Raw genomic sequence first — 16,392 nt, forward strand, 5'->3', positions numbered from 1 at the left:
AACCGGGTTTTTTGACAAAATTCTTCGCTGCAATCCGCAGTAAGGGTAAAAAACCCAGTTTCTTTGTCGGGAGTGCGTAATATCAAATCCGGTTGATAACAAAAACGGTTCGTAGTGCGGACGACCGTCGGCACTACGAACCTTACTGATTGCGGTAAATTGACCGGACATGATATAAATCCCGATCGCCAATCTCAAATCGCCAATGGCAAATAGTATGGTTTCGATTCACAACCCGATCGAGCGATACAAGTTCTCACCTGCGATCGGGCAATCGATTTTAATTTATCTGTTGAATATAATTTTGCGACAGGGGAGTCCGCATCTCCGGGAGTAACTGTTCCGGTTTCGCGCTGCGGTGCTGCAAGTACCGCAACCCAGCAAAGCCAGCACTCAAAGCAACCGGCAACAAGCAAAGCGTCAGCGCCAGACATTTTTTTAATCCCGGTTTTTTTAACGCTTTCTGAGCCTTTTGAGCGACAAGGTTTGGTGAAATAACCGAAGAATTTGGATCGGAAATAGAGTTGGGTAAATTAGTCGCCGATGGTCGATCGCTCGGGTTCATCCAATCCCTGCGATCTTTTAGTTGCTCAGGACAATATTCCCAGACTTCGCCGTCCTCACTGTCTGACTCATCCGTTTGATAGGCTGGCTGTGGAGGGTTTTGGGCGATCGCCGCCACCGAAGACGGCCTCTTCCATTCTGTGCCAGACGAGGCCGCCGACGGCATTCCAGACGCAATTATTTGCAGCCCGAGACTGGATGCGGTACTTTGGGTTGGAGCGCCGGTCAGATAGCCGTCAAAGTCCGGGTGCTGGTAGAGAATGGGCAAAGCCCAATATAACTGGTGAGAACCGTAGGTAGAAATTAGTCCCGCCCTGGCCCGACTCAGGCTGAGATCGACTGGATAGCCTTGATTGAGATTCCGGTAAAACAGCCGCGTCAGAGTTAGGGCTACTTCGTCGGGGATGCTTTCTGCCATTGCTAGCACCGCAGGAATGCCTCGCTTGACTAAAGCTTCGGTTAAGTTGCGTTCCGGGCTGTCGTCTGTAATGCCTGATGGGCCGCCGTAGGCACCGCGGCAGGAGTTGAACACAGCCATCTGAATGCCGTTGTTGACCAGCAATCCCGCTAAGTCGTCGCCGCTCAAGGTTTCGGTTAAGCCGGTGCGGCTGCTGACTAGGTAGAGTTCGCCACCTCTAGAACCGGGGTTGCTGTGGCCTGCGTAGTGCAGGACTTGGTAATGTCCTTGTTCTAGGGCTTGGGTAAGCTGTTCTCGATCGGGCTGTTCGAGAATAGTCAGTTGAATTTCCGGGGAATGGAAGCCGTTTTTGAGGGGGTTAGCGCTGCGGTTTTGCAGTTCTTGTTGCAGCTGCAGCACTTCTCGCGAAAGCTGCAAGTTGTCTCGATCGCTGGGAGAGGCGATCGCCATTAAAATTTTTAGCGGCCCGCCACTTGGCAGTATCCGGGTTTGTTTGAATAAACTTGTACCTGGTTGGTAGCGAGAAAACACCAAGTCGGTGCCGGTTGCCAAAGGGCGATCGCCCGCGTGCAGAACTTCCCACGGTAGTCGCGGCAAGTCCCTACCTTTGAGCCCGAGCCGCAGTTCCAGCACATCTCGGCGGTGCTGGGCGATGCCTTGAGCGCAAGTCCAACTGTCGCGCAAGTTTCCTTGAAACAGCCCGCTATATAATTGTTGCCCAAGGGTTACTAAAGAAGGCGCTGAGTGTTTTTCCGATCGTGACAGTCCCCGGCCAGTAGCAGTTCCCTGGAGCAAGCCCACCAAAGGGTCGTTCATCAGTTGAGCAGACAGCGCCAGCCATTCGTCGATCGGCCAGCGGACTTGTTGTTCTGCTAAGGGTACACCGGGTGCAACCTTTTCTGTCCGTACTAGATATTCATCGTCCCCAACTGGGGTAACTGAGAGTTTAAATTCCTGGTTCACCGATTTAGCGCCCTCCCGCCTCAATTCTGATTTTGCCTGCGTTTTTGCAGCTAGCAATCGCCACCGACAAACTGATTTTTACTCTTTGAATGAAACTTTCTGATTGCGCTTCCCCCGATCGGGCGAACGCAGAACTCAAATATATTTGTTCAAACACTTTGAGGGTGTAAAACTTGTACTTTAATAACAGTTTATTAGTTTTGATTGCCCTGCGGCTAATTGAAAGCGGAATTTTCTCCAATTTTGCTATCTTTAACATTTTGCACCTCTACCGCAGACCCCTTTACATTCAGTGGGAACTTGAGTTTCTCATTGCTGAGTAAAGTTAAATTGGAGGTACTTTACCAAGCGGATCTCTAGTTCTTATTAAAATTACTTCAGCTCTCACCCACCGGTTTCAGGGAAATATCAAAGGTAAATTTGAGTAAATTTTTCGGGGAGGCGATCGCCCGATCGCTACTCACCGCTTATCCTCTACCACCATCCCCCCATCTGAAATCTAGATTTTGTGTCAATTAATGAATTGGTCGGCTCGGAACCTCATCTGTAAGCCCCGAATCCTCATCTGCAGCGTCGATTTGAGATTGGGCCCTTGAAGATTTGAGATTGAGTTTTGGTTTTGAATCTGCTAGTAAGAGCTTTCTTCTAAAATTTGGAGACTTCCCGACAGAAGTACGCGACACGGTACTTGTTTCTGGGATGTCTCAGGGGCGATCGGCAATCGATAGAGCGACTATCGATAATTTCTAATTGAGGGTTGCTATTTTACCACTTTTATGATATTCTTCTTTATCAAAATGTATTAATGTATTTAGATTTAAATAGAAAAGAGCAAGCTAAAAAATCTTAATTTTCAACAATACAACTCTCATAAAATTATTCCCATAATTTCAAAAAACAATCATTTTGATCGTTGATAAAAAGAAGCCTAGTCAATAGGGTTTGTAGTGCGGACTTAAGTCAACAAGCACATCGAATATTACTGTGCTTAAGCGAGCCAACACGATATTATTTGCGATCGCAATGTCTCTTTGTGCTTGTCAATTTCACTAAAAACAACTCCTGCCTTGATTGCTGTTGGTTGCTGATTTCTCAAATCAGTCTTAAGATAGATAGATTTTTGCTAAGTTGTTTATATTGCAGGAAAAATATTTTTTTTAGTTCGATCGCAGCGGGGCGATCGAGATCGAATTGCCGGACTGAAAATTAAAACAAATATTTGCGACGGCGAATTATTTAAAATTGTAATTAATCATCGGGAACTAAAATTAGAAGCGTACAGTCACTTACATCAAGAATTCAAATCCTTAAGTCAGGGAAGGATTTGTCAGAGCTGGAAGTGTTACAAAAATTCAGCGCACCAGGCTCGATCGCCAGAAAAGCCAGGGGAAAATTTGGGGGTAAAAAAATTTTAGGTAGTTGTCTAGGAGTTGCGATCTGCGAGTTTAAATTAGGCTAAATCACTGTAAAAATACGTAGAAAATCTACCCTTAAGCGCAAGTATACGCAGCTTACTGTAGAAATTACGGAGAACATCAAAAGCAAGCTGAACTTCGGTACAAAACTTGCTGTGTATGTGGTGGCTCAGTTATTTTTGTGGGCGATTGCCGGAGAGAGAACTCGCAGAAACAGCAAAATAACCCCTGGCAGTTTAAATAGCATCTATAACAAAAAGGTGGAAAAGCAGCCACTAGAGCAGACAAAAATATAAAATTATAATTTGTTGTTCTGCTGTCTCCTCCTTGCTGATAAACTGATTCTAAGAATCTCAATCTTTTGGAGACAATATTAACGATGGAAGAAGAAATGTTGTTAGGAAATGTATCGGGAACACTTTTTCCCGATCGCGATCGAACACAAATTTCTGACTTGACAGAAACCAATTTGTTTGCACCGATCGCCCTAGATGACGAAGAACCAGAGTTCGGGCTTTCCGCCAGCGAACTCGATCGACTCACGGCTTTCCGCAGCGCCAGCGCGATCGAGTCTGATAGCGAATTAGCCAAGTTAATTGACGACGCGATCGCCGAAAACACCCCTAGCAACAGTAACAGCCAAGTTCCGAATCAGTCTAACGGCAGATCCGAAACAACTGCTGAGGATGACAGCACAATGGCTGAATTTAACGCTGCTATACCCGAAGAAAGTGCCGGTCGCACAGATGACGCAGAAGATGGCAGCGGCAGCGTTCGCCAGACTCTCGAAGGTACCGATGACGATGACTTAATTGTCGGCACCAGCGCTGACGAGGTGATATTCGGCAAAAAAGGCCGAGACAGAATGAGAGGAAACGGTGGCAAAGATCGGCTTTACGGAGGTAAAGATGACGATGATTGCGACGGCGGCGATGGTGACGATGAAATAAGAGGCGATCGCGGTAACGACATTTGCGACGGCGGCCAAGGTGACGACAAGGTATATGGCGGCAAAGACAACGATACTATTTTGGGCGGCAGCGACCAAGATACTTGTTTTGGCGATGACGGCGATGACTGGGTAAACGGCAACGACGGAAATGATGAGGTTGACGGCGGCGCAGGTAGCGATAGCGTGTACGGCGGCAAAGGCGACGACAAGTGCGACGGCGGCGAAGGCAACGATACCGTCAGGGGCGATCGGGGCAACGACATCGTTAACGGTGGCGAAGGCAACGACATCGTTAACGGTGGCAAAGATAACGACACCGTGATGGGCGGTGCCGGCAGCGACGTTTGCGACGGCGACGACGGCGACGACAGCGTAATGGGCGGCACCGGCAACGACACCGTGATGGGCGGTGCCGGCAATGACGCTTGCGATGGTGGCGACGGCGACGACAGCGTGATGGGCGGCGACGGCGGCGACACCTTAATGGGTGGCGCGGGCAATGACGTTTGCGATGGCGGCGACGGCGACGACAGCGTGATGGGCGGCGACGGCGGCGACACCTTAATGGGTGGCGCGGGCAACGACGTTTGCGATGGCGGCGACGGCGACGACAGCGTTGTCGCTGGCACCGGCGACGACACCTTGATGGGCGGTGCCGGCAACGATACCCTCATGACTGGCGACGGCAATGATATGGCAGACGGTGGCGACGGCGACGACAGCGTTGTCGGCGGCGGCAATGGCAACGACACCTTGATGGGCAATAACGGCAACGATACGATCGTTGGCGGTACTGGCAACCATACCTGTATCGGCGGTGCTGGAAATGACGTTTTTGTCATGAGTAACACCACCAGTCCCGGCAGTTCAGTCATCACTGACTACACAGACGGCAGCGACAGGTTTTTGCTATTTGGCGACTTGATTTTTAGCAGCTTGTCGTTTGTGCAAGTCGGCATCAATACCGAAATTCGGGGCAGCAATAGCTTTGTGCTAGCGCTGTTATTAAATGTCAGCGCTACAATTCTCGATGCTAGCGACTTTTTGGGAGCTAACGGTACTCCTGTAGCTCCAACTCCAACTCCAACTCCAACTCGAATTCCAACTCTCCCGGTAGTTAATGCCCCTCCGCGATCGGAAGCTAATAAGAGTTTGACTGTCGGTTCCGACGGCAACCAAATAACTATTACTTCTGACTTCTTGAAGTTTGTCGATAGCGAAACAAATGCTAGCGGCACAGTCTTTAAGGTAACGCAGTTGCCTGATGCTACAACCGGGCAACTATTCTTTAAGGGAGTAGCCGTAACCCAAGTTGGTTTAAGCTTCACTCAAGCAGACATTAGTCTCGGTTTGTTAACTTTCCAAGCCGCCATAGGTTTTGTCGGTGCCGCTAGTTTTGGTTTTGAAGTTAGCGACGGGAAAAATGTACTCGCCAACCAGACTTTTAGCTTGAAAGTCGAGCAAAATGTCTTTAATTTTGCGGGCAATACAGCGCCTCAAGTTATTGTCGGTTCGGCGACGCTAAATAACAACATCCAAGGCAGCGACGGCAGCGATGACATTACAAGCGGTAGTGGCAATGACAAAATCATCGGCGGCCAAGGCAAGGACAAAATTAAAGGCGGCGATGGCGATAACGATATCGACGGCGGCGATGACGATGACGATATCGAAGTCGGTAAAGGCAAAAACAAAATTAAAGGAGGCTTGGGCAAGGACAAAATTAAAGCCGGCGATGGCGATAACGATATCGACGGTGGCGATGACGATGACGATATCGAAGTCGGTAAAGGCAAAAACAAAATTAAAGGCGGCTCGGGCAACGACAAAATTAAAGGCGGCGATGATGATGACGAGATTGACGGCGGCGTAGGAACCAATACTCTAACTGGGGGTGCTGGAAAGGATCGCTTTATTTATCTGGTTTCCCGCCAAGAGATTCAAACAGTTGTAGAAGCTGACTTAATTACTGACTTTAATGTCGATGACGATGTTTTAGAGCTTTCTACAGCAGCTTTTGCTAATCTCAGTGTTTCTAGCTTGACTCGACTGGAAATTACCGCTAATTCTGCTGTTGGCTCGATCGGCAGCGCTAACTTGCTCGACTTTAGTGCGGATATCAGTGTTACCAGCATCGCCACTTTGCAAGCGCGGTTTGCAGCTTTGGGCGGCAACACCGACGCGCCTGTTTTCTGTCAGTTTACAGATGCCGCTACGGGCCGTTCCGTGCTGGTATTTTCTTTTGGGGCGCGCTTTGAAATTGTCACCAGTTTCTCGCTGACATTTAGCCTGCAAATCAGTAACTTTGTCTTCAGCGGCCCGTCGCTAAATGTTCCTGTCGGTACTGCCGGCGCTGACAATGTTAATTTCGGCACTTATCCTGCCGCCGTTAATTTCGATGGTTTAGGAGGCGACGACAACATTGTCGGCAGCAATTTTAACGATACCATCAAGGGCGGCGACGGCAACGATACCATCACCGGCGGCCTCGGTTTGGATGTCTTAAGCGGCGGCAGCGGTGCGGATCTGTTTGTTTACGCGACAACTAAAGAAGGCGGCGATAAAATTACCGACTTTACCTTTGGGGTTGACAAATTCCAGTTTGCTGCCAGCGAATTTGGCAATTTGACTACTACTAACTTTGACGGTGTGACGGGTTCAACTCCTGACATTACTGGCAAAGAATTGGTGATTTTCACCGGCGGCAGTTATGCCTCTTTGGAAGCTGCACAAGCGTCTGCCATCGGCAGTTCAACGAGTGCTGGTTTCTTCGCCTTTACGAATGCGTCGAACGAAACGGTGTTGTATTTTGACTCGAACGGTACGGCAGCGGGCGGTTCTACCTTAATTGCGAATTTGGGTACTGCTACGGGAAGTTTGGGCTCGGCAGACTTTTTGTTTACTGGCTCAATTAGCAATTCCCCAACTGGTACTACTACCAACTCAGGTAGCGTTGCCGATTTAACTGCTGCTGGGAACACTTTCCCCGTAGCCTTTAACAACTTCGGTTCTGGTGCTGGCGGTTACAATTTCAGCACTCCTGTTTTATTTACCGGAGATGCGAGTGCTAACAGCGTCACTGGTACTGAATTTGCTGACATCATCACTGGTGGTGGAGGTGCGGATATTCTGACTGGCGGTTCCGGTGCAGATATCTTTGGTTACAAGGCTCCAGGCGATGGCGCGGATACGATTACTGACTTTACCTTTGGGGTTGATAAATTCCAGTTTGCTGCCAGCGAATTTGGCAATTTGACTACTACTAACTTTGACGGTGTGACGGGTTCAACTCCTGACATTACTGGCAAAGAATTGGTGATTTTCACCGGCGGCAGTTATGCCTCTTTGGAAGCTGCACAAGCGTCTGCCATCGGCAGTTCAACGAGTGCTGGTTTCTTCGCCTTTACGAATGCGTCGAACGAGACTGTGTTGTATTTTGACTCGAACGGCACTTTAGCGGGCGGTTCTACCTTAATTGCGAATTTGGGTACTGCTACGGGAAGTTTGGGCTCGGCAGACTTTTTGTTTACTGGCTCAATTAGCAATTCCCCAACTGGTACTACTACCAACTCAGGTAGCGTTGCTGATTTAACTGCTGCTGGGAACACTTTCCCCGTAGCCTTTAACAACTTCGGTTCTGGTGCTGGCGGTTACAATTTCAGCACTCCTGTTTTATTTACCGGAGATGCGAGTGCTAACAGCGTCACTGGTACTGAATTTGCTGACATCATCACTGGTGGTGGAGGTGCGGATATTCTGACTGGCGGTTCCGGTGCAGATATCTTTGGTTACAAGGCTCCAGGCGATGGCGCGGATACGATTACTGACTTTACCTTTGGGGTTGATAAATTCCAGTTTGCTGCCAGCGAATTTGGCAATTTGACTACTACTAACTTTGACGGTGTGACGGGTTCAACTCCTGACATTACTGGCAAAGAATTGGTGATTTTCACCGGCGGAACTTATGCGACGGTGGAAGCTGCACAAGCGTCTGCTTTGGGCAGTTCTACAAGTGCTGGTTTCTTCGCCTACAGCAATGCGTCGAACGAAACTGTGTTGGTGTTTGACTCGAACGGTACGGTGACGGGCGGTTCGACAATTATTGCGAACTTGGGTACTGCTGCTGGCAATTTGGGAACTGCGGACTTTGTGTTTACAGGGACGATTACCAGTGCTCCGGTTGCAACTTCTCCTAGCTCGTCGGGTAGCGTTGCTGATTTAACTGCTGCTGGGAATACTTTCCCCGTAGCCTTTAACAACTTCGGTTCTGGTGCTGGCGGTTACAATTTCAGCACTCCTGTTTTATTTACCGGAGATGCGAGTGCTAATAACGTCACTGGTACTGAGTTCTCCGATATTTTGAACGGTGGCTCTGGTGCTGATATTTTCGACGGTGGCGCGGGTGATGACAGCATCTCCGGTGGCGCTGGTAATGACAGTCTCTTCGGTGGCGCGGGTAGCGATACTCTCTTCGGCGGCGACGGGAATGATACTTTAACCGGCGGTGCGGGAACAAATGTTCTCAGCGGCGGGCTTGGTGCTGATGTGTTTGTGTTCACCGGAACTACTGCTGGTGGCGGGGATATCATTACCGATTACAGCATTGTTGATGATGTAATTAACATTGACCAGTCTGCTTTTATCGGATTGGGAGCGGTCGCCGGGCCTTTGGGTTCCAGTTTCTACGCTTACAGCAGCACAGTTTCTGTAACTGCGTTAGAAGCAACTTTAACCGGGCCGTCGATCATGGCTATCTACGACAGTTTGTCTGCATCTACTAAGCTGTATTACGATAGCAACGGTTCTACGGTTGGTGGCAACAGTTTGTTTGCTACTGTGAGTGTCGATTTGGGAGTGTCTGGTAATTCTGAATTGTTCTTGTTCTAAAGGGCAAGAATTCCGTTCTGAATATCGGGGATATGCGCGGGGACACAGCATTGCTGTGTCCCAATAAAAGAAGGACACAGCATGGCCGTGTCCTTCTTTTGTTTCTCAACCTATTTTTATTTTGTTTCCAACCGCTGCCGCCAATTGCTGCTAATAATATCTATCACCGTGACTACAACTAACAGCACTAACATCATTGTTGTTGCTTTATTGTACTCAAAAGACCTGATATAATTGACTAATTCAAAACCAATTCCGCCAGCGCCCACTACTCCCAACACCGAAGCGGCCCGAATGTTGTACTCGAACATCCACAGCGTGTAACCGAGGGCTAGCGGCAATACCTGCGGGAAAATTCCGTATTGCGCTACTTGCAGCCAAGATGCACCGACTACTTCTAACGATTCGACCGATCGCGCTTCCACAGATTCGATCGCCTCCTGATAAAATTTAGCAAGATAGCCGATCGTATAAATTGCCAGCGCTAAAGTACCGGCCGGCGCGCCCAAACCAGTCGCCGATACAAACAGCAATCCCAGCACAATTGAAGGCACTGAACGCACGGCATTTTGCAATAAATTAGCCAACCAACGCAACCACTTTGGTGCTATGTTGCGGGCGCTACAAATCGCAATTGGGATGGACAAAATTGCTCCGAATGTCGTTCCCCACAATGACATTTGAACTGTTTCGATTAAAGCTTTAATTGCTACGTCAATTATTTCGAGATTTGGCGGCCACAAGCGCGAAATAAAATCAGTCATGTAAGGCCAACTGTTGGTCAGGGTTTCTGCATCAATTTCTAGTCCCCGCAGCGCCCAACCGTAAAGTACAATTAAGCCTGCTGCAATACCGAGATTTTTGAGCCAGCCGTAATTTTTAGATAAATTATATGAGTTTTTTTCGGTCATTTGCGTTGATTTTTAGATTTTTATTTAAATGAACCGCGAAGACGCTAAGGGCGCGAAGGAAGAGAAGAGAAGGGTTCACGCTTCTACTTTGGGAGGTGTTAATTTGCTGAATTTGTCGGAGAGGTTGTGGCATTTGCCATCATAGACTATTTGACCGGCATCGAGGACGATCGCCCGATCGGCATAGGTGCTGGCCATTCCTAAATCGTGCAATACTACAACTACGGTCATTCCTTGTTTTTGGTGCAGTTGGGCGAGGATTTCCATGACTTGTTGGGCGGCGATTACGTCTAATCCGCTGGTGGGTTCGTCGGCGAGTAAAATCTGGGGGGATTGGATTAAGGCGCGGGCGATGGCGACTCTTTGCTGTTGTCCGCCGCTGAGCAGTCCGGTTTTTTGATATGCTAGGTCTTTGAGTCCGAAGTCTGCTAGTAAGTCAAATGCTCGATCGCGCTGCTGTTTCGGAAAACCCCACAAAGTCTCCCAAGTATTTAAGCTTCCCAAGCAACCACAAAGCACATTGTCGATCGCGGGTGACTGTTTTACCAACCCGCCACCTTGAAAAATTAAGCCAATATCGCGCCGAATTCGTCTCAGAGTGCGCGGAGTTATGATTGTATCGTTAATCCGAATTTCTCCTGTTTTTACGGGGACTAATCCGACAAATGAACGGAGAAGTGTAGATTTTCCAGCACCGTTTAAACCGAGAAGCGCTACAAATTCGCCTTGTTTTATTTGGCAATCAATTCCGTTCAAAATCGGGCGGTTTAGCGCGGTTGAATAAGCTGTTTTTAATTGGCTGCATTCTATAGTCATAAGAAGAAGTTCGGCAACGGATTATGTAACGGATGTAACGGATGTAACGGATGTAAGTCCGACGGAAGAAGGAAGAAGTCATTAGTCATTAGTTATTAGTCATTAGTGCTGTCGCCTCCGAGTTTTCCGTACAACGTGATCGGGAAGAAGGAAGAAGGAAGAAAAAAAATTAGCTATTTATATTAATTTTTAATTGGGCGTGTTAATTTGGTCACTATTTGTCGATCGACTTTGCCATTAATATATAGCCTTTCTCAAAAAAGTGAGGTATGCCGAATGCCCTATTCCCTATGCCGAATGCCGAATGCCCTATGCCCTATGCCCTATGCCTTATATGAGAGCACAGAAAGGCTATACTGTCTCCTCGATGGGTAACAATAAAATCGGTTCGTAGTGAGGACTTCAGTCCTTCTTTTTTTGCGAACTGAAGCCTTCACTGCGAACCTTTACTCTCGCTACGAACCTTGATTTTATGGTTCGAGTTTGGCGCGCACCAAAGCTTGGCGCAAGGTTGCTAAATGGCGCGCGTGATCGACTTTTACCAATTTCTGAGAGTTGTACAAACTGCGGAACAATTGATTGTTTGCTGGTTCGTTCATTTTCATGAAAGCATTAATCAGTTTTTCGCGCATCGGTGCAGGAACGCGATCGTCAATCACAATTCCGTGGGCTGGCACTCCGGGAACTTGTTGCAAAACTCGCAATTTCTTGCCTTCTTCCGCTGTAATCCAAGGCGGTAGCAAAGCATATTCCGAGACAACTCCGACATCTGCTTGACCTCTTAAAACAGATTGCAAAGCGCTGCTGTAGCCGTCACCATAGGTGACATTTCCGAAAAAGCTCTCCAGTCTATCCGGCCCTGAAACTAATCCTTGACCCACTAATTCTGAGATTGGGAAAATGAATCCCGAACCGGAAGTTCGAGAGGTGAAAGCCATTTTTTTGCCTTTCAATTGTTCGAGGGTTTGCTTTGCTGAACCTTTCGGGCGCAGGGGACTGTCTTGGCGCACTACGAACACTGAATCGTAGGTATTTCCGCCGGAATAATCGCTGCGAACTTCTGCTAAATACATCCGCGCTTTGGCTAATTGTTCTGCTTTTAATGCCGCGCGCCCTGCTACAAATGCCACGTCGGCTCTGTTGGCCCTCAATGCTTCTACGGCGGCGGTTTCGTCGCCGATGACTGCATCGACTGGCATTCCGATTTCTTTGGAAAGTATTTGCGCTACTTGATTGGCTTTATTTTGCAAGTCCGTAGCATCTCTGCGGTTGGCAAATACGATTCTAATGCGATTTATCGGAGCTTGTGCTCTTAAATCTCGTTGGCGAAGCCCTCGAAGAGGATCGCCCTGCTGCGTTTTTTGGGCGATCGCCTTTTGCCCCATTCCCACTACATTCGCCGTTAAACCCCCTAACAGCAACAATCCGGCGCTAACGCTTGCTAACGCTTTAAACTTTACATTCATTAATTACTCTCCTACTTAGTTGTTGCTATGTGATAACTTATGGCAATAATTTTGATTTTATTTTACAGTTCTTTTGGTAATTAGTTGCAATAGTTAAGTAATAAATATTTCTGATATGTCTTATCATTAAAAGTGATACTACTCTGACTCGATCTATGGTAATGTTCGCCCCAAGCACCAGACGCAGCAAAATATGACACCCAAGCTTGCCGATAAAAATCCCTTTCCAGTCTGTTTTGCCGATGTGGAAGCGGCGGCGAAGCGCTTGCAGGGCAAAGCTTTCAAGACTCCGGTGCTGACTTCGGAGACCCTGAACAAACAAACTAATTCTCAAGTATTTTTCAAGTGCGAAAACTTTCAGCGGACGGGTTCGTTTAAATTTCGCGGTGCTTGCAATGCTTTGATGCAGCTATCTGAAGCCGAAAAACAGCGGGGAGTTGTGACTTTTTCTTCGGGAAATCACGCGCAGGCGATCGCCCTTGCCGCACGGTTGCTCGCAATTCCTGCTACTGTGGTGATGCCTGCAGATGCGCCCAAAGTCAAGCAAGAGGCGACTCGCAGCTACGGTGCCGAGATTATTTTGTACGATCGAACTCAAGTTTCCCGCGAAGAGCTCGCTGCTCAAATTGCCGGGGAAAGAAACTTGATAATTATTCCTCCCTATGATGACGCGCGGGTGATTGCAGGACAAGGTACGGCGGCGCTGGAATTAATCGCAGAAGTTGGAGAGTTGGATTTGCTTTTGGTTTGCTGTGGCGGCGGGGGTTTGCTGTCGGGATGTGCGATCGCAGCCAAAACTTGCTCTCCCCAGTGTAAAGTGATCGGGGTAGAACCCGATCGAGCAGATGATGCAGCGCGATCGTTCCGCACAAAAATCCTGCAAACTGTTAGCAACCCAGATACTATTGCTGACGGCGCGCGCACGCCATCTTTAGGGAAATTGACTTTTCCTTTAGTGCTGCATTATGTGGACGACATGGCAACAGTTTCGGAGGCGGAAATTCGCAAAGCAATGTTTTTCATGTGGGAGCGAATGAAGATAGTTGTCGAGCCGACTGGAGCCTTAGCGGCGGCGGCTTTGCTTTCGGGAGTTGTGACAACTGAAAACATGAAAGTTGGCGCGATTGTCAGCGGGGGAAATGTAGATTTGCGGCAAGCTTGCCAGCTTTTTTATGATAGTTAATTTTACCAGCTTTTTACTCAAAAATTCGTCATACTTTTCAACCAATTTATAATTAATTTCCACAACAAAAACAGTTCCCAGTGCGGAGTATAGTCCGCTCATATCGTTTCATCATATCAATTCCGGTAACACTCATACATGATGTTAACAGTCAACAGTCAACAGCCAACAGTTAACAGCAAACAGCAAACAGTCAACAGTCAACAGTTAACAGTGAATTTACTATTCCGATGAAGAGAGGATTTGATATCAGATAGCAATAGTAAAATTCCTCTTACATGAAAATAAAAATCACGATTTATCTTTAATCCATTGAGCGCGGACTTTAGCTTTGCGACTGGTTTAAACCTCCGGCGGACTTTCGGGTTGGTGTCACAGATTAGGAAAATATCAAATATTAGTATTGACAAATTTAACTAAAATCAAGAGTTTTCTGATAAAATGCTCCCACAGCAAACTTTAATATCACACCACAATGTCTTCAGAAACAAACTCAGCGGCTCAATCTACAACCGGTGCAGATGCGATCGATGTTGCGATCGCTTCAGGAATCGACTTTGACGGCACTCCGATTCCGAAAGCAAAATTAGATCTGTACGAGCAAGTAATGGGATTAGAAGCCGGGAGACAGCGCAGTGGCGTGTCAAACACCATGCGATCGCGCATTGTCCGCATTGGAGTAAAACACCTGCCTCAAGCAGAACTCGATCAAATGCTGATAGCAGCCGACTTTGCACCGCTAAAAGACAAAGAAGTTGCGTTTTATTACGGCGGAAAGTAAAAATTAGAGAATGTAGAAAGCCGAGATTTAAGATACCAAAGAAACCGGGTTTTTTCCATAAAGTCAACGCATTAATGCCAGATTTACCACAAAAACCCGGTTTCTGCCTCAATCAGAAATTGCTCTAGCAGAGATATTTCAATAAGATGAAAGTATAACTGCAATGATGGCTAGCACGAGGGCGATCGTTTGGGGAATTGTAATTGCTTCTTTTAGGAAGAAATATGATAAAAATACTGTAACAACTGGATACAGAGATGTAATGCTGACGGTGCTAACAACTGGGCCACTTTCAATGGCTTTCAGAAATAGTAAAGATGCTACTGTTCCGCAAACACCTACTAATAAAGCAAATACGATTCCTGCACTATTTCCCTGAAAACTCAAGTTTTTACTGCTGAAAATAATTAAGGCTGTAGTGACAATAGCGCCGATTGCTTCATAAATAAAAGCTGTTTTGTAGTCAATAGATTGTGTCGCTAATTTGCTAAAAAATCCCCAAAGACCGTATAATAAAGAACAAGTCAGTGCAAAAATTAACCAATTGGGTATTTGAGCCATTGTTTCAATAATTAAATTGGATTATTTGCTACCTGTTGCATTCTATTTTCGATAGCGAATGCAGTTGATGAGTTTTGGAACGCAGCCACCTGCACGGTTTTTAAATCTCCGGTTTTAAACCTCGTTCCATCAGCGATAAAACAGCTTGTTCGGCAGTGATTTCACCGTTCAGCAAGCGGTAAACTTGACGAGAAACGGGGACTTCTATCTCGCGCCGCACCGCCAAATCAATTAAAACATTAGTAGTATTAACACCCTCAGCAGTGCTCTGCAATTCCTGCAAAATATTCTCTAAAGACTTACCTTGAGACAATCCGAAGCCAACCCGATAATTGCGCGACAAAGAACTATTGCAAGTAGCGAGTAAATCTCCCAAACCAGACAAACCGTAAAAAGTTTCGGCGCGAGCTCCCAAACGAACTCCCACCCGAATCATTTCCGGCAAAGCGCGAGTCAGTAAAGCAGATTTAGCATTAGTTCCTAATTGTAAACCATCGCAAACACCAGCGGCGATCGCAAAAACATTCTTCAGCGTTCCACCTAACTCAGTCCCCAGGGGATCTTGATTGACATAAACGCGAAAAATATCCGAACTGTAAATATTTTGTACTTGCTTCGCCGCCGCTAAATCTACACTCGCCGCCACCGTTGCAGCCGGTAATCCCTGCTGAATTTCTTCGGAAAGATTGGGCCCGGAAAGTACGACTATGGGATTGTTAGGAAAAGCATTTTGCCAAATTTGAGACGGAGTGCGCGTCGTGGCGGGGTCTAAACCTTTGGTGACAGTAACTATAATTGTACTCGGATTTAAGTTTAAGGCAAGCAGGCGATCGACTGTTTCCCCAACTCCTTTCATCGAAACTGCCGAAATCACAACATCGGCGCCAGTTATCACTGATTCTAGACTAACAGAAGTGCGGCGCGACCACAAATTAACGCGATCGCCATTTTTGCTTCCGAGATTTGCCAGTGCTGAACCCCATACACCCCCGCCTAATATTGTCAAATTTACCATAAAATTTATTGATAAGGAAGAAGGAAGTTCGGCAGCGGATTATGTAACGGATGTAACGGATGTAACGGATGTAAGTCCGATGTCCGTCGGAAGATGGAAGAAGGAAGATGGAAGAAGGAAGATGGAAGAAGGAAGAAGGAAGAAGGAAGATGGAAGAAGGAAGATGGAATACCCAATAAGCTTTTTCGCAAGCCGTATTTTAGGTTTAACTTGGTAGATTTACTTATTTAGATCGACGAAATGCAGGTGCACGCAGATCGACTATACATAATTTAGCATTCATCCGCGTTAGTCGGCGTTATTCTGCGGTGAAAAACTTACAGAATAATCTTCTCTCTTCCTTCTTCCTGATGACGTTGGACGGAAAGCTCTGGGAGGACAGCACTAATGACTAATGACTAATGACTAATGACTAATGACTAATGACTAATGACTAATGACTAATGACTAATGACTAATG

At 47.1% G+C, this 16,392-nt stretch carries 11 protein-coding genes; 4 read left to right on the plus strand and 7 right to left on the minus strand.

What is annotated here, in order from left to right:
• Nucleotides 1–280 precede the first annotated feature (280 nt).
• On the minus strand, nt 281–1,945 hold the full coding sequence (locus QUB13_RS20865; RefSeq protein WP_333384216.1) for a CHAT domain-containing protein: 1,665 nt from the start codon (nt 1,943–1,945) through the stop codon (nt 281–283).
• Nucleotides 1,946–1,949: 4 nt separating this feature from the next.
• On the minus strand, nt 1,950–2,204 hold the full coding sequence (locus QUB13_RS20870) for a hypothetical protein (protein ID WP_194008558.1): 255 nt from the start codon (nt 2,202–2,204) through the stop codon (nt 1,950–1,952).
• Between the two features lie 1,535 nt (nt 2,205–3,739).
• Here QUB13_RS20870 and QUB13_RS20875 point away from each other — a divergent pair.
• Nucleotides 3,740–9,199, plus strand: coding sequence for a cadherin-like domain-containing protein (locus QUB13_RS20875; RefSeq protein ID WP_333384219.1), 5,460 nt, complete (start codon nt 3,740–3,742; stop codon nt 9,197–9,199).
• Nucleotides 9,200–9,315: 116 nt separating this feature from the next.
• On the opposite strand, the gene phnE is transcribed toward QUB13_RS20875, so the two are convergent.
• From phnE to QUB13_RS20890, 3 genes are all read right to left on the minus strand, one after another.
• The gene (gene phnE, locus QUB13_RS20880) at nt 9,316–10,110 is read right to left on the minus strand and encodes a phosphonate ABC transporter, permease protein PhnE (protein ID WP_333384222.1); all 795 of its coding nucleotides are present in this window, start codon (nt 10,108–10,110) and stop codon (nt 9,316–9,318) included.
• Nucleotides 10,111–10,185: 75 nt separating this feature from the next.
• Nucleotides 10,186–10,926 carry a phosphonate ABC transporter ATP-binding protein gene (locus QUB13_RS20885; RefSeq protein ID WP_333384224.1) on the minus strand — a complete coding sequence of 247 codons (741 nt, stop codon included), beginning with the start codon at nt 10,924–10,926 and terminating at the stop codon, nt 10,186–10,188.
• A gap of 470 nt (nt 10,927–11,396) precedes the next feature.
• The gene (locus QUB13_RS20890) at nt 11,397–12,392 is read right to left on the minus strand and encodes a phosphate/phosphite/phosphonate ABC transporter substrate-binding protein (RefSeq protein ID WP_333384226.1); all 996 of its coding nucleotides are present in this window, start codon (nt 12,390–12,392) and stop codon (nt 11,397–11,399) included.
• A 193-nt stretch (nt 12,393–12,585) separates the two neighbouring features.
• Between QUB13_RS20890 and QUB13_RS20895 the strand changes: the two genes are divergently transcribed.
• Nucleotides 12,586–13,575 carry a threo-3-hydroxy-L-aspartate ammonia-lyase gene (locus tag QUB13_RS20895; protein WP_333384228.1) on the plus strand — a complete coding sequence of 330 codons (990 nt, stop codon included), beginning with the start codon at nt 12,586–12,588 and terminating at the stop codon, nt 13,573–13,575.
• A 475-nt stretch (nt 13,576–14,050) separates the two neighbouring features.
• Entirely contained in the window at nt 14,051–14,356 is a 306-nt protein-coding gene (locus QUB13_RS20900) for a small RNA NsiR4-regulated ssr1528 family protein (RefSeq protein WP_194070019.1), read from the plus strand.
• 138 nt (nt 14,357–14,494) lie between these two features.
• Here QUB13_RS20900 and QUB13_RS20905 read toward each other — a convergent pair whose 3' ends face one another.
• Together QUB13_RS20905 and QUB13_RS20910 are read right to left on the minus strand one after the other, a co-directional pair.
• Nucleotides 14,495–14,917 carry an EamA family transporter gene (locus QUB13_RS20905; protein ID WP_194070021.1) on the minus strand — a complete coding sequence of 141 codons (423 nt, stop codon included), beginning with the start codon at nt 14,915–14,917 and terminating at the stop codon, nt 14,495–14,497.
• Between the two features lie 100 nt (nt 14,918–15,017).
• On the minus strand, nt 15,018–15,932 hold the full coding sequence (locus QUB13_RS20910; protein WP_333384232.1) for an NAD(P)H-dependent glycerol-3-phosphate dehydrogenase: 915 nt from the start codon (nt 15,930–15,932) through the stop codon (nt 15,018–15,020).
• Between QUB13_RS20910 and QUB13_RS20915 the strand changes: the two genes are divergently transcribed.
• On the plus strand, nt 15,832–16,149 hold the full coding sequence (locus QUB13_RS20915) for a hypothetical protein (RefSeq protein WP_333384244.1): 318 nt from the start codon (nt 15,832–15,834) through the stop codon (nt 16,147–16,149). The two genes, QUB13_RS20910 and QUB13_RS20915, sit on opposite strands and share 101 nt — an antisense overlap.
• Nucleotides 16,150–16,392: the final 243 nt, after the last annotated feature.

The organism is Microcoleus sp. B4-D4, assembly GCF_036705185.1.
In the GTDB taxonomy this organism is placed as follows: domain Bacteria; phylum Cyanobacteriota; class Cyanobacteriia; order Cyanobacteriales; family Microcoleaceae; genus Microcoleus.

Excerpts from the sequence above, each read along its gene's own strand:
- QUB13_RS20870 (WP_194008558.1), bottom strand. The coding sequence starts at position 2,204 with ATGTTAAAGATAGCAAAATTGGAGAAAATTCCGCTTTCAATTAGCCGC.
- QUB13_RS20875 (WP_333384219.1), top strand. The coding sequence starts at position 3,740 with ATGGAAGAAGAAATGTTGTTAGGAAATGTATCGGGAACACTTTTTCCC.
- phnE (WP_333384222.1), bottom strand. The coding sequence starts at position 10,110 with ATGACCGAAAAAAACTCATATAATTTATCTAAAAATTACGGCTGGCTC.
- QUB13_RS20885 (WP_333384224.1), bottom strand. The coding sequence starts at position 10,926 with ATGACTATAGAATGCAGCCAATTAAAAACAGCTTATTCAACCGCGCTA.
- QUB13_RS20890 (WP_333384226.1), bottom strand. The coding sequence starts at position 12,392 with ATGAATGTAAAGTTTAAAGCGTTAGCAAGCGTTAGCGCCGGATTGTTG.
- QUB13_RS20895 (WP_333384228.1), top strand. The coding sequence starts at position 12,586 with ATGACACCCAAGCTTGCCGATAAAAATCCCTTTCCAGTCTGTTTTGCC.
- QUB13_RS20900 (WP_194070019.1), top strand. The coding sequence starts at position 14,051 with ATGTCTTCAGAAACAAACTCAGCGGCTCAATCTACAACCGGTGCAGAT.
- QUB13_RS20905 (WP_194070021.1), bottom strand. The coding sequence starts at position 14,917 with ATGGCTCAAATACCCAATTGGTTAATTTTTGCACTGACTTGTTCTTTA.
- QUB13_RS20910 (WP_333384232.1), bottom strand. The coding sequence starts at position 15,932 with ATGGTAAATTTGACAATATTAGGCGGGGGTGTATGGGGTTCAGCACTG.